The sequence below is a fragment of the Pseudonocardia xinjiangensis genome (assembly GCF_012911925.1).
Taxonomy (GTDB): domain Bacteria; phylum Actinomycetota; class Actinomycetes; order Mycobacteriales; family Pseudonocardiaceae; genus Pseudonocardia; species Pseudonocardia xinjiangensis.
Genome location: NZ_JAAXKY010000069.1, coordinates 25,700 through 37,430, shown reverse-complemented (window position 1 = coordinate 37,430; position 11,731 = coordinate 25,700). Strand labels below are relative to the sequence as shown.

At 72.6% G+C, this 11,731-nt stretch carries 14 protein-coding genes; 8 read left to right on the top strand and 6 right to left on the bottom strand.

All coding sequences use genetic code 11. The features are described 5' to 3' along the window. Positions 1-167 precede the first annotated feature (167 nt). The 3 genes from HF577_RS20685 (at position 168) to aroQ (ending at position 2,380) form a co-directional block, all read left to right on the top strand. Positions 168-788 (top strand): shikimate kinase, encoded by a 621-nt coding sequence (locus HF577_RS20685; RefSeq protein WP_407692223.1) that lies wholly within the window; start codon positions 168-170, stop codon positions 786-788. A gap of 66 nt (positions 789-854) precedes the next feature. Further along, positions 855-1,937, top strand: a complete 1,083-nt coding sequence (gene aroB / locus HF577_RS20680) for a 3-dehydroquinate synthase (protein ID WP_169397561.1) — start codon at positions 855-857, stop codon at positions 1,935-1,937. Further along, on the top strand, positions 1,934-2,380 hold the full coding sequence (aroQ, locus tag HF577_RS20675; RefSeq protein WP_169397560.1) for a type II 3-dehydroquinate dehydratase: 447 nt from the start codon (positions 1,934-1,936) through the stop codon (positions 2,378-2,380). Before aroB ends, aroQ begins: the two co-directional genes overlap by 4 nt. A 9-nt stretch (positions 2,381-2,389) precedes the next feature. Here the strand turns inward: aroQ and HF577_RS20670 are convergent, their stop codons facing one another. From HF577_RS20670 to HF577_RS20650, 5 genes are read right to left on the bottom strand one after another with little or no spacing between them, the layout of a single operon-like run. Then, entirely contained in the window at positions 2,390-2,602 is a 213-nt protein-coding gene (locus HF577_RS20670) for a DUF6458 family protein (protein ID WP_169397559.1), read from the bottom strand. A 59-nt stretch (positions 2,603-2,661) separates the two neighbouring features. Next, positions 2,662-4,224, bottom strand: coding sequence for an AbgT family transporter (locus HF577_RS20665; protein WP_169397558.1), 1,563 nt, complete (start codon positions 4,222-4,224; stop codon positions 2,662-2,664). A 54-nt stretch (positions 4,225-4,278) separates the two neighbouring features. Beyond that, entirely contained in the window at positions 4,279-5,253 is a 975-nt protein-coding gene (locus tag HF577_RS20660; protein WP_169397557.1) for an alpha/beta hydrolase family esterase, read from the bottom strand. 17 nt (positions 5,254-5,270) lie between these two features. Beyond that, a complete protein-coding gene (locus HF577_RS20655) occupies positions 5,271-6,026 on the bottom strand; it encodes a creatininase family protein (RefSeq protein ID WP_211174581.1) in 756 nt (251 codons plus the stop codon). Positions 6,027-6,034: 8 nt separating this feature from the next. Then, positions 6,035-6,724 (bottom strand): FadR/GntR family transcriptional regulator, encoded by a 690-nt coding sequence (locus HF577_RS20650; protein WP_169397555.1) that lies wholly within the window; start codon positions 6,722-6,724, stop codon positions 6,035-6,037. 90 nt (positions 6,725-6,814) lie between these two features. Here HF577_RS20650 and HF577_RS20645 point away from each other — a divergent pair, with 90 nt between their 5' ends. The 3 genes from HF577_RS20645 to nusB all read left to right on the top strand — a co-directional run bounded on the left by HF577_RS20645 (position 6,815) and on the right by nusB (position 9,026). After that, on the top strand, positions 6,815-7,903 hold the full coding sequence (locus HF577_RS20645) for a M24 family metallopeptidase (RefSeq protein ID WP_169397554.1): 1,089 nt from the start codon (positions 6,815-6,817) through the stop codon (positions 7,901-7,903). Between the two features lie 137 nt (positions 7,904-8,040). Then, the gene (gene efp / locus HF577_RS20640) at positions 8,041-8,604 is read left to right on the top strand and encodes an elongation factor P (RefSeq protein WP_169397553.1); all 564 of its coding nucleotides are present in this window, start codon (positions 8,041-8,043) and stop codon (positions 8,602-8,604) included. Continuing rightward, positions 8,604-9,026 (top strand): transcription antitermination factor NusB, encoded by a 423-nt coding sequence (gene nusB, locus HF577_RS20635; protein WP_169397552.1) that lies wholly within the window; start codon positions 8,604-8,606, stop codon positions 9,024-9,026. Before efp ends, nusB begins: the two co-directional genes overlap by 1 nt. A gap of 132 nt (positions 9,027-9,158) precedes the next feature. Here nusB and bldD read toward each other — a convergent pair whose 3' ends face one another. Beyond that, a complete protein-coding gene (gene bldD, locus HF577_RS20630; protein WP_169397551.1) occupies positions 9,159-9,641 on the bottom strand; it encodes a transcriptional regulator BldD in 483 nt (160 codons plus the stop codon). A gap of 484 nt (positions 9,642-10,125) precedes the next feature. Here bldD and pyrR point away from each other — a divergent pair, with 484 nt between their 5' ends. Together pyrR and HF577_RS20620 are read left to right on the top strand one after the other, a co-directional pair. After that, a complete protein-coding gene (gene pyrR / locus HF577_RS20625; RefSeq protein ID WP_169397550.1) occupies positions 10,126-10,710 on the top strand; it encodes a bifunctional pyr operon transcriptional regulator/uracil phosphoribosyltransferase PyrR in 585 nt (194 codons plus the stop codon). Next, positions 10,707-11,651, top strand: a complete 945-nt coding sequence (locus HF577_RS20620; RefSeq protein WP_169397549.1) for an aspartate carbamoyltransferase catalytic subunit — start codon at positions 10,707-10,709, stop codon at positions 11,649-11,651. Before pyrR ends, HF577_RS20620 begins: the two co-directional genes overlap by 4 nt. Positions 11,652-11,731: the final 80 nt, after the last annotated feature.

Below are 11,731 nucleotides of genomic sequence, written 5' to 3'. Positions count from 1 at the left end.
GTCCATCCCAGCTCCCCGATCCCACAGATCCACGTGCCCTACGACACGGCTCGGCAGTGCCGCAGAGATCACAGGTATGCGCCGCCGTGATCGCAGGGTAACTGGCCGCCTTGACACCAGTCCAAGGGCCTCCAGGATCGTTCGGGGAGGTCACTACCCTAGGGCGGGTGAGCCTCGAGAGACGTCCCGCGATGGTCATCGTCGGCCCCCCGGGGGCCGGCAAGACGACGGTCGGCCGGGTTCTCGCGCGCCGGCTCGGGGTGGAGTTCACCGACGTCGACGCGCTCCTCGTCGAGCGGGCCGGGAAGCCGATCGCCGACATCTTCCTGCAGGACGGGGAGGACGTCTTCCGCGCGATGGAACGCGAGGTGGTCGCCGAGGCGCTGGCCGGCACCGACGGGGTGCTGGCCCTGGGCGGTGGCTCCGTGCTCGCGGCGCAGACCCGGGAGCGGCTGCGGGGGCACCGTGTCGTCTACCTGACGGTCGGGCTCGCCGACGGGCTGCGCCGCACCGGCATGTCCACCGCGCGTCCGTTGCTCGCCGGGGTCAACCCGCGCGCCACGTTCAAGGCTCTGCTCGACGCGCGGGCGCCCCTCTACCGCGAGGTCGCCACGGTGGAGATCGAGACCGACCGGCGCAGCGCCAACCAGGTGGCGCGGGCGGTGCTGGTGGCGGTGGGGGAGCTCGCGGCGTCCGCGCCCGACGAGCCGGTCGACCCGGACGACCCGCTGGATCTGCCCACACCGCACGAGAGCGCGCTGCTCCCGGACCCCGGCCTGCGCCCCTGAACCCGGAACGGGCTGCGGTGTCGGGCCTGGCAGGCGCGGGTGCGGGCCGTCAGTAGGGTGGCCGTCGTGAGTGAGACCGTGCGGATCGAGGTGGCAGGCGAGCGGCCCTACCCCGTGCTCGTCGGCCGGGGTGTGCGTGCCGAGCTGACCGCCACCGTCACCGGGCTCGGTGCCGCGGCCGCGGTGCTGGTGCACCAGCCCGCGCTGGCCGGCGTGGCCGAGCAGGTTCGCGGCGAGCTCGCCGCCGCCGGCGTCGACGCCCATCGCGTGGAGATCCCCGACGCCGAGGACGGGAAGGCGCTGGGCGTGGCGGGGTTCTGCTGGGAGGTGTGCGGGCGGATCGGTCTCACCCGCGGTGACGTGGTGGTGTCGCTGGGCGGCGGGGCCGCCACCGACCTCGCCGGCTTCGTGGCGGCCACCTGGATGAGGGGCGTGCGGGTGGTCCATGTGCCCACCACGCTGCTCGCGATGGTGGACGCTGCCGTGGGGGGCAAGACCGGCATCAACACCGCAGCAGGCAAGAACCTGGTGGGCGCGTTCCACGAGCCGTCGGCGGTGCTGGTCGACCTGGCCGTGCTCGACACGCTGCCCGCCGCCGAGCTGGCCGCCGGGAGCGCGGAGATCGTCAAGACCGGGTTCATCGCCGACCCGGTGATCCTGGAGCTGATCGAGGCCGACCCGGTCGCCGCGCTGGACCCCACGGGCTCCGTGCTGCCCGAGCTCGTCCGCCGCTCGATCCAGGTGAAGGCCGACGTGGTGGCGTCCGACCTGCGCGAGTCGCACCTGCGGGAGATCCTCAACTACGGCCACACGCTGGCGCACGCCATCGAGCGCCGCGAGGACTACCGCTGGCGCCACGGTGCCGCCGTGAGCGTCGGGCTGGTGTTCGCCGCGGAGCTCGCCCGCGAGGCGGGCCGTCTCGACGCGGAGACCGCGGGCCGCCACCGCGCGATCCTGCAGTCGATCGGGCTGCCGGTCGCCTACGAGGCGGGAGCACTCCCGGAGCTGGTGGAGACGATGCGCGGGGACAAGAAGTCACGCGCCGGGATGCTGCGCTTCGTCGTGCTGGACGCGCTCGCGAGGCCCGGCAGGCTGGAGGGGCCGGCGCCGGAGCTGCTGGAGAAGGCGTACGCGGCGGTGTCGGCATGAGCCGCCCGGTGCTGGTGCTCAACGGACCGAACCTGGGCAGGCTCGGCACCCGGGAGCCTGCGGTCTACGGGTCCACGACCTACGCCGACCTCGTGGATCTCTGTGAGCGCACCGGCAAGGAGGTCGGCCTGGCCGTCGAGGTCCGCCAGACCGACCACGAGGGGGAGCTGCTCGGCTGGCTGCACGCCGCCGCGGACGCCGCCACCCCGGTGGTGCTCAACGCCGCGGCGTGGACGCACACCTCGGTGGCGGTGCGCGACGCGTGCTCCCAGCTCACAGCTCCGCTGGTGGAGGTGCACATCAGCAACGTGCACGCCCGCGAGGAGTTCCGCCACCACTCCTACATCTCGGCCGTGGCCAGCGGCGTGATCGTCGGGCTCGGCGTCGACGGCTACGCGCTCGCGCTGCGGTGGATCGCCCGGCAGGACGGCCTGGCCCGGTAGCGCCGCAGCTCAGTAACCGCGCTGCGGCGGGTACTCCTCGCGGGCCACGACCACCGGGCGGCTCCGCCGGGCCAGTGCCAGGCTGGCGATCAGCCCGACGACACCGACGGCGGCGAGGATCCACCCGACGAGGGTGAGGTCGATTCCGCTCAGGTCGACGTTCACGGCGAGGGCGAGGATCAGGCCGATCGCGATCAGGCCGATGCTCGATCCGATTCTCATGCGGTGATCTACCCCGATCGCGATCGACGGACACATCCGGGTGAACCCCGCCCTGTGAGTCACCGCACGGGCGCGCCGGGCCCCAGCGGGATGCCGATCCACCACCAGGCCAGGAACAGCAGGGTCCACACCACCGTCATGGCGATGGCCAGCGGCAGCGTGTAGGACGCGAGCGTCCCGATGCCGGCGCTGCGCCGGTAGCGCTGCAGGAAGCCCAGCGCCATGACGAAGTAGGGGCTCATCGGCGTGATCGCGGTGGATCCCGAGTCGGCGATGCGGAACAGCGCCTGCGTGGTCTCCGGCGGGACCGCCACCAGCATCAGCATCGGGACGATCACCGGGGCCGCCACCGCCCACATCGCCGAGCCGCTGGTGACCAGGATGTTGACCAGCGTCAGGAGGACGAGGACGAGCAGGAACACGACCACGATGTGCGCGCCGCTGGCCTTGAGCGCCTCGGCCGCCTCCACCGCGACGACGTCGCCGATGTGGCTCCAGTCGAAGTAGGCGAGGAACTGGGCGATCGCGAAGAACAGCACCAGTACCGGGGCCATCTGCTTGATGCCCTGCAGCATCAGGTTCGGGACGTCGCCGGCCTTCGTGACCGTGCCGGCCCGCCGGCCGTACACGATGCCGACCAGGCCGAACAGCAACGCCACCACGGCGGCGATGCCGTCGAGCAGCGGTGAGTCGACGATGCTGCCGCCGTCGCCGCGCAGCGGTGAGGAGACGGGCAGCATCACCAGCGTGAGCACGACGAGCGCGCCCAGCAGGGCGGCCAGCGCCTGGCGCACGCCCGACCGCTCCGCGTCGCTCAGGTGCAGCGACCCGATGTCCTCCAGGTCGGCGTCGGGGTCGGCGTCGAGGTCGGGTCGCTTGCTGAGCACGAACTTCGTCACCAGCGTGATCACCACGGCGAGCACGAGCGACGAGGCGATGTTGAAGAACCAGTTGCTGAGCGGCGAGACGTACGCGTCGGGATCGACGATCCGGGCCGCCGCGGTGGTGATGCCGGCGAAGATCGCGTCGTTCGGGGTGGGGACGGGGCTGGCGTCGTACCCGGACGCGATGGCGGTGTAGGCCACGACGACGCCGAGGATCGGGGACCGGCCCACGGCGCGGAAGGCGAGACCACCGAGCGGCACCAGGATGATGTACGCGGCGGCCGAGGCGACGTGGGCCACCGTCCCGGCGAAGGCGACGGCGAAGACCACCCACGACGCCGACACCCGCGAGACGCTCATCCGCATCAGCGCGGCCAGGAAGCCGCTGCGCTCGGCCACCGCCACGCCCATGATCACCACGACGATCGTGGCCATCGGGGGGAACGTGGCGAAGTTCGACACCATCGTCGAGACGGCCATCGCCAGTCCGTCCCCGCTGAGCAGGTTCTGGACGGTGACGGTCTTGCCGTCGCTCGGCGACACCACCGACACACCCATGCCCGCGAGCACGGCGCTGGCGACCGCGAGGATCCCGGACAGGATCCAGAACAGCCAGAACGGGTGGGGCAGGGCGTTGCCGACCCGCTCGATCCCGCCCATCGCCCGGATGATCAGCGGCAACCGGGGTTCCGCGGCCGCGGCGTCGGTACCGGTGTCGCCGGGGATTCGGGTGGTCATGGCGTCTCCTCGGTCGATCACCGTTGACGATGGGCGGGGTCGGGCGAGCGGGGGTCAGCGAGCGGGCAGCCGGAAGCGGCTGACGAACTGCCAGAGCACGTCCTGGGCCTTGATGGTGTGGGTCGTGACGCCACCACCGCTGTAGCTCTCGGCGCCCGGCCAGGTGTGACCACCGCCGGCGATCGCGACCTGGCGGACCTCCGCGCCGCTCTTGCAGCCCGTCCAGGTCGACTCCGTGACGTCCGCCCCGAGGCTGCTCGTGGCGGGCTCGGCGCGGCACCCGTCGCGCGCGGCCCAGCCCGCGGCCCAGTCCGTGATCGCCGGGAGCCCGCGCGCTGCGTCGCCGCCGTACGGAATGGTTGCGTCCGCGGTGCCGTGGAACTCGATCACCGGCACGGGACGGGAGGGATGGCAGTCCGTGCCGTTCTGGCCGTAGAAGGCGCCCGCGACCGGGGCGATGGCGGCGAACCGGCCGGCCATGCGGCAGGCGAGGAGCCCGGTGAACCCGGCGCCGTTGGACTTCCCGGTGGCGTAGACCCGCTGCTGGTCGATGCAGAGCGTCTTGTCGAGCGAGTTCAGGAGATCCCCGGTGAACGCCACGTCGTCCACCCCGGCTGCGGCGTAGGGGGCGCCCTCCCAGGCCTGCCGGTCTCCGTCGCCGGTGCCGATCACGCCGTTGGGGTAGGCGACGACGGCCGGGAGCGTCGAGAGCCCGGAGAACTCCTCGGTGCCCGCTCCGGTGTTGCCGCGCCCGTGGAACGCGACGATGAGCGGCCACGAGCGCTTCGCGCTGTAGTCCTTCGGCAGATGGAGCTGGTAGGTCCGGTCCCGCCCACCGCTCTGGATGGTGTGCAGGACACTGGTGCCGGGTTGCTGGTCCGGCGACGACCGGCACCCGGCGGCGTCCGTCTGCGCTGGTCGGGGTGGTGGCGATGCCGTCGCGGGCGGGGCGAGGGCGCTCCCCACCAGGGCGAGCCCCGCCAGGGCCGCTCCCAGCGTTGCGACGACACGAGCTGTCCTGCTTCCCATCGGGTTCCTCCTCGATCTCAGGTGGTCAGCCACTCCTCGACGAAGGCGACGATCCGGCGCACGACGGCGTCGACGATCGCTGCTCCGTCCTCGGACGTGGCCCGCCGCGGATCGCCCAGCACGCCGTTCTCGCTGAGCCGGTCGTAGCGGACGGTCAGGGTGGGAGGGCTGCCGCGCAGCGCCAGCCCGGCGAGCGGACCGAGGTCGGCGCGGGAGCGTGCGCCCGCGGCGAGCCGGTCCTGGTGCACGAGGTGGGGAGCCAGGAAGAGCATCTGGGCGGTCTCGGCCTCGCCGCTGTGCCCGTGCACCTCGCCGACCCGCATCCCGGCGATGACCTCGGCGGCGAGCGCTGTGACGGGCGTCCAGGCGAACTGCAGGTCGGGGTGGGTGGTCAGCAGGTCCTGGGCGACGGTGGTGAGGGTGGCGTTGTTGCCGCCGTGCCCGGTGACCACGAGCACCTTGCGCCACCCGTGGCGGTGCAGGTTGTCGGCGTACTCGCGCACCAGCGCGGCGAAGGTCGTGCTGGTGAGGGAGACCGTGCCGGTGAACGCGAGATGGTGCGGGGAGACGCCGACGGGAAGGGCCGGCCCGATCACGGCCCGCCCGCCGAGCGCGGTGACCACACGGTCGACCACCGCCTCGGCCCGGATCTGGTCGGTGGCCAGTGGCATCCCGGGCCCGTGCTGTTCGAACGCGCCGGCCGGAATGATCACCACCGGGCTGCCGGTGACCGCCTCGGCCGCCTCCACGGTGGTCATCTCGCCCAAGCGCATCGGGCGGCTCATTCGCCGGACCGGGGGAGGTCGGCTGCCGCGACGACGTCCCGGATCGACGTCAGGTGCTCGCGGGTGAGCCGCTCGGCCGCCGCCTCGTCGCCGCTCCGCACGGCGTCGAGGATCTGGACGTGCTCGGCGTGGTCGCGTTCCCGATCGTCGTAGCGGTGCCGGATCTCGATCTGGTCGAGCACCCGGACGTGCAGCAGCGCCTCGACGGCTTCGCGCAGCAGCGCGTTGCCGCTCGCGGCGGCCAGCGCGACGTGGAAGTGGACGGCGGGACGCACGTCGCGGACCGGGGGCCGCAGTGCGTTGGTGACGGCCGTCTCCAGCAGCGCCATGCCTCCCTCGGCACGGGCGCGTGCGGCGGCCGCGGCGATGGCGGGTTCCAGCACGAGCCGGGCCTCGGCGAGCTCGAGCACGGACTCGCGGTCGATCCGCGGGCGGTGCGGGTTGGCCAGCAGCCTGCGGTGGATGCCGGGGCCGACGTAGGTGCCCGAGCCGTGCCGGAACTGCACGACGCCGGTGGCTTCGAGCCGGCGGAGTGCCTCGCGCAGGGTCGGTGTGGTGACGTCGAGGCGCCGGGCGAGGTCACGCGAGGAGGCGAGGGCGTCGCCGGGACCCAGCTGCTCGGCGCGGATGATCTCGACGATCTCGTCGGACAGTCGCTCGGACAGGGTCCGGTCGGCGCGAGGCATGGAAGTGACTAAATCACTTGGTCTTTTAGCGGTCAAGACGGCGGGCCGGAGATCGGAGCCGGTGCGCCATACGTCCCGTACGGTGCGGCCATGTTCGAGTCCCGCCGTTCCGCCCTGCGCGGCCTGCTCCGCGCAGCGGAGGTCGAGGTCGACGCCCTGCTCGTCACCGACCTCGTCAACATCCGCTACCTCACCGGCTTCACCGGCTCCAACGCGGCGCTGCTCGTGCACGTCGGGGGCGACGCGGCCAGCCGCTTCTGCACCGACGGGCGCTACCGGGCGCACGCCGCAGCGCAGGTGCCCGAGCTGGAGACCGTCATCGACCGGGCCAGCGCGATGGCCCTCGCGGGCTCGGCGGGCGGGTGGCAGGTGGGACGGCTCGGGTTCGAGTCCGACGCGGTCACGGTCGACGCGCACGCGGCGATGGCGGACGCGGCCGGCGCCGTCGAGCTGCACCGGATGCCGGGGCTCGTCCAGCGCCTGCGGGCGGTGAAGGACGACGCGGAGATCGCCGTGCTGCTGGCTGCCTGCGCGGCCGCGGACGCCGCCCTCGCCGACCTGCTGGCCGCTGGTGGCCTACGGCCGGGCCGCACCGAACGGGAGGTCGCGCTCGACCTGGAGATCCGGATGCGGGAGCACGGGGCCACCGGTCCGGCCTTCGAGACGATCGTGGCGGCCGGGGCGCACTCTGCGGTGCCGCACCACAGCCCCACCGGCGCCGAGCTACGTACCGGTGACCTGGTGAAGATGGACTTCGGGGCGCTGGTCGACGGCTACCACTCGGACATGACCCGCACCGTGGTGCTCGGCCCCGCCGCGGCATGGCAGCGGGAGCTGCACGAGCTGGTCGCCGCGGCGCAGGCGGCGGGCCGGGCCGCGCTCCGGCCCGGCACGGCCGTCTCCGACGTGGATGGCGCCGCGCGGCGCGTGGTGGAGCAGGCGGGCCGGGGCGCGGAGTTCGTGCACGGCCTCGGCCACGGGGTCGGCCTGCAGATCCACGAGGCGCCCGCGCTGGCCCGGACCGGCACGGGTGCGCTGGCCGCCGGCATGGTGGTGACCGTCGAGCCGGGCGTCTACCTGGAGGGGCAGGGCGGGGTACGGATCGAGGACACGCTCGTCGTGCGCGACGGCGAGCCCTCGCTCCTGACCCGCACCACGAGGGAACTCGTCGAGGTCTAGCGGTACCCTGGTCGACGGACGACGGCGCCATCAGGTGCCGGTCACTCAGCACACCCCCGGCGCGTGACGGCGGTGCCGCATCGCGGCGCCCTTCAGCCGATCGACGCGGCCCGTAGAGACGCAGGAGAAGCCCGCACGTGGCCACCACGAACGACCTGAAGAACGGCTTGGTGCTCAACCTGGACGGCCAGCTGTGGTCGGTCACGGCGTTCCAGCACGTGAAGCCCGGCAAGGGGGGTGCCTTCGTGCGCACCACCCTCAAGAACGTGCTCACCGGGAAGGTCGTCGACCGCACCTTCAACGCCGGCACGAAGGTCGACACCGCCACCGTCGACCGCCGCGACATGACCTTCCTCTACCGCGACGGTGCCGACTTCGTCTTCATGGACGGCGACACCTTCGACCAGATCCCGATCCCCGAGGTCACCGTCGGCGACGCGGCGAACTACCTGCTCGAGAACCAGACGGCGATGGTGGCGCTGCACGAAGGGGTGCCGCTCTACGTCGAGCTGCCGACGTCCGTGGAGCTCGTGATCTCCCACACCGACCCCGGCCTGCAGGGCGACCGGTCCACCGGCGGCACCAAGCCCGCCACCGTGGAGACGGGCGCCGAGATCCAGGTGCCGCTGTTCGTCACCACCGGCGAGAAGGTCAAGGTGGACACCCGCGACGGGCGCTACCTCGGCCGCGTATCCGGCTGATGCAGCGGGCACGGACGAAGGCGCGCAAACGGGCGCTCGACATCCTCTTCGAGTCGGAGGCCCGGGGCGACGACCCGCTCGCGGTGCTCACCCAGCGCCGCGAGACCGACGACGCGCCGCCGGTCTCCGACTACGCCGCGATGCTCGTGGAGGGCGTCGTGCAGCACCGGGACCGCATCGACCAGCTGCTGGCCGAGCACGCCGAGGGCTGGACGGTGGCGCGGATGCCCGCCGTCGACCGCACACTCCTGCGGATCGGGGTGTTCGAGCTGCTCTGGGTGGACGAGATCGACGACCCGGTGGCCATCACCGAGGCCGTGGAGCTGGCCCGCACGCTCTCCACGGACGACAGCCCCCGCTACCTCAACGGGGTGCTCGGGCGCATCGCCGACATCGCCGAACACCTGCGCGCCAGCCGCTGAGCACCCGCTCCCGGCCGCACGTGAGCCGGGCGGGTCGGGCACCTGTGGTGCCGCGACCGGCCCGTGCATCTGCCGTCGCCCCGACCGCCCACCAGCGCCCGCGCGCCGGGGACCGGGGTCGCGCGGGCGGAACTACGCCGTGGGCCGGGCCTCGGGCGGGAGAACACCCCACTCGATGAGCTGGTCGGTGAGCTCGCCCGGTGTCATGTCGTAGATGATCGACAGTGACCGCAGGTCCTCGGCGCGGATCGAGAGCACCTTGCCGTTGTAGTCACCGCGCTGGCTCTGGATGGCGGCGGCGTAGCGTGCCAGCGGGCCGACCTTGTCGGCCGGCAGCTGCTGCAACCGTTCCAGGTTGATGACGATCTTGGTGGCCGGCTCGGAGCCGGAAGGGACGCGGCCCTCGGGCAGTAGCTCGGCAACGGGAACACCGTAGAAGTCGGCCAGTTCGGCCAGCTTCTGCACGGTCACCGCACGGTCACCGCGCTCGTAGGAGCCGACGACGACCGCCTTCCAGCGACCGCCCGACTTCTGCTCGACCCCGTGCAGCGACAACCCCTGCTGCTGCCGGATGGCACGGAGCTTGCCACCGAGCGCCTTGGCGTAGTCGCCCATCTGGCGACCTCCTCACTTGCTGGTTCATCGGCCGCGGGACCGAATTCATACCGGTGGTGCGGGTGCCTTCCGGCGCGCCGTGGCGCGCCGGCTCCCGTCCCGAGGTGGTGCCCCCCGCAACCGCGGCCACCCTGGGAGCAATCAATCAATACGGAGAGTAATCATGCGCTCGCGTGGCCAATCGGTCAAGTTCGCTGGCCCCTCCCGGGGCCGTAGAGCGTGAGGACCACTCGAACGGCTGATCGAGGGTCCCCCGCCAGGCGTTACGCGATGTCCGGCGCGTCGCTGCCTTCTCCCATGGTGACAGTTCACCCTAGGGCTTGCGGTCGGTCCGGGGTGAAGGACGCAGTGGCGGATCCCACGCGGTGTGACGCTCATGATGTCCGAGCGCGCTGAGACAGGTCCGGCGGGGGCCCGCTGGTAGCGTTTCGACCGACCGGATTTCCTTTAAGACCCGTCCGGTGAGGCGGGGAAGGAGCGACTCGTGGCGGACGACCGCCGCGGGGACCCGGCTGGTGCGACACCTCCCTCCCGGGAGCTGCTGAGCGCTGCCGACGTCACCCGCACCATCGCGCGTATCGCGCACCAGATCATCGAGAAGACCGCAGGTGTCGAGGGTGTCGTGCTCATCGGCATCCCCACCCGCGGCACCGTGCTCGCCGCCCGGCTGGCCGCCGCGATCGCCGAGTTCGAGGGCAGCGCGCCGCCGGTCGGATCCGTGGATCCCACGCTCTACCGCGACGACCTGCGCCGCCGCCCGGCCCGCGCGCTGGAGGACACCGCCGTCCCCGACACCGGTGTGGACGACGCGCTGGTGGTGCTGGTCGACGACGTGCTGATGTCCGGGCGCACCGTGCGGGCCGCGCTCGACGCGCTGTCCGAACACGGCCGTCCGCGCGCGGTGCAGCTCGCCGTTCTGGTCGACCGCGGGCACCGCGAGCTGCCCATCCGTGCCGACTACGTGGGGAAGAACGTGCCGACCGCGCGTGACGAACAGATCCTCGTGCTGCTGAGCGAGATCGACGGCAGCGACGGCGTCCGGCTGCGGCGCGCGGGAGCGGACGCATGAAGCACCTGCTCTCGGTCTCCGACCTCGACGCGGCAGCGGCCACCGGGGTCCTGGACACCGCCGACCGGCTCAAGCAGGCGTTGCTGGGCCGGGAGGTCCGCAAGCTGCCGACGCTGCGCGGCCGCACCGTGATCACGATGTTCTACGAGGACTCCACGCGCACCCGCGTGTCGTTCGAGATCGCCGGCAAGTGGATGAGCGCCGACACGGTCAACGTCAGCGCGAAGGGCTCGTCGGTGTCGAAGGGCGAGTCGCTGCGCGACACGTCGCTCACCCTCTCGGCGATGGGAGCCGATTGCGTGATCGTGCGCCACCCCGCCTCCGGTGCGGCGCACCGGCTCGCGGGCTGGGTCGACCGCGACCACGCGACCACCGGCACGCACACCTCCGTCGTCAACGCGGGCGACGGCACCCACGAGCACCCCACCCAGGCGCTGCTGGACGCCGCCACCCTGCGCGACCGGCTCGGCGGGATCGCCGGGCGCCGGATCGGGATCGTCGGCGACGTGCTGCACAGCCGCGTCGCCCGCTCCAACGTCCTGCTGCTCGCCACGCTGGGCGCCGACGTGGTGCTCGTGGCGCCGCCCACGCTGCTGCCCACCGGCGTCGAGGAGTGGCCGTGCCGCGTCGCGGCGGAGCTCGACGCCGAGCTCCCCGCGCTGGACGCGGTGATGATGCTGCGCGTGCAGGCCGAGCGGATGCACGGGTCGTTCTTCCCGTCCGCCCGCGAGTACGCGATCGGCTACGGCCTGTCCGCCGACCGGGCCGCACTGCTGCCCGACCACGCCGTGGTGCTGCACCCGGGCCCCATGGTGCGGGGGATGGAGATCGCGCCGAGCGTGGCCGACAGCCCGTCGGCGGCGATCCTGGCGCAGGTGTCGAACGGGGTGCACGTCCGCATGGCCGTGCTCTACCACCTGCTGGCCGGAGCGCCGGAGTGAGCGCGCGGTGGTGCACGCCCAGGTTCAGGAAAGCCACTTTCCCGAACTCTGCGGGCAGCAAAGTGGCTTTCCTGAACCCG

What these genes read in the sequence shown, in the direction of transcription:
- nusB (WP_169397552.1), top strand. Translation starts at nt 8,604, where the DNA reads ATGCAGCGGGCACGGACGAAGGCGCGCAAACGGGCGCTCGACATCCTC.
- HF577_RS20620 (WP_169397549.1), top strand. Translation starts at nt 10,707, where the DNA reads ATGAAGCACCTGCTCTCGGTCTCCGACCTCGACGCGGCAGCGGCCACC.
- HF577_RS20665 (WP_169397558.1), bottom strand. Translation starts at nt 4,224, where the DNA reads ATGACCACCCGAATCCCCGGCGACACCGGTACCGACGCCGCGGCCGCG.
- HF577_RS20655 (WP_211174581.1), bottom strand. Translation starts at nt 6,026, where the DNA reads ATGCGCTTGGGCGAGATGACCACCGTGGAGGCGGCCGAGGCGGTCACC.
- aroQ (WP_169397560.1), top strand. Translation starts at nt 1,934, where the DNA reads ATGAGCCGCCCGGTGCTGGTGCTCAACGGACCGAACCTGGGCAGGCTC.
- HF577_RS20650 (WP_169397555.1), bottom strand. Translation starts at nt 6,724, where the DNA reads ATGCCTCGCGCCGACCGGACCCTGTCCGAGCGACTGTCCGACGAGATC.
- HF577_RS20645 (WP_169397554.1), top strand. Translation starts at nt 6,815, where the DNA reads ATGTTCGAGTCCCGCCGTTCCGCCCTGCGCGGCCTGCTCCGCGCAGCG.
- HF577_RS20660 (WP_169397557.1), bottom strand. Translation starts at nt 5,253, where the DNA reads ATGGGAAGCAGGACAGCTCGTGTCGTCGCAACGCTGGGAGCGGCCCTG.
- bldD (WP_169397551.1), bottom strand. Translation starts at nt 9,641, where the DNA reads ATGGGCGACTACGCCAAGGCGCTCGGTGGCAAGCTCCGTGCCATCCGG.
- HF577_RS20670 (WP_169397559.1), bottom strand. Translation starts at nt 2,602, where the DNA reads ATGAGAATCGGATCGAGCATCGGCCTGATCGCGATCGGCCTGATCCTC.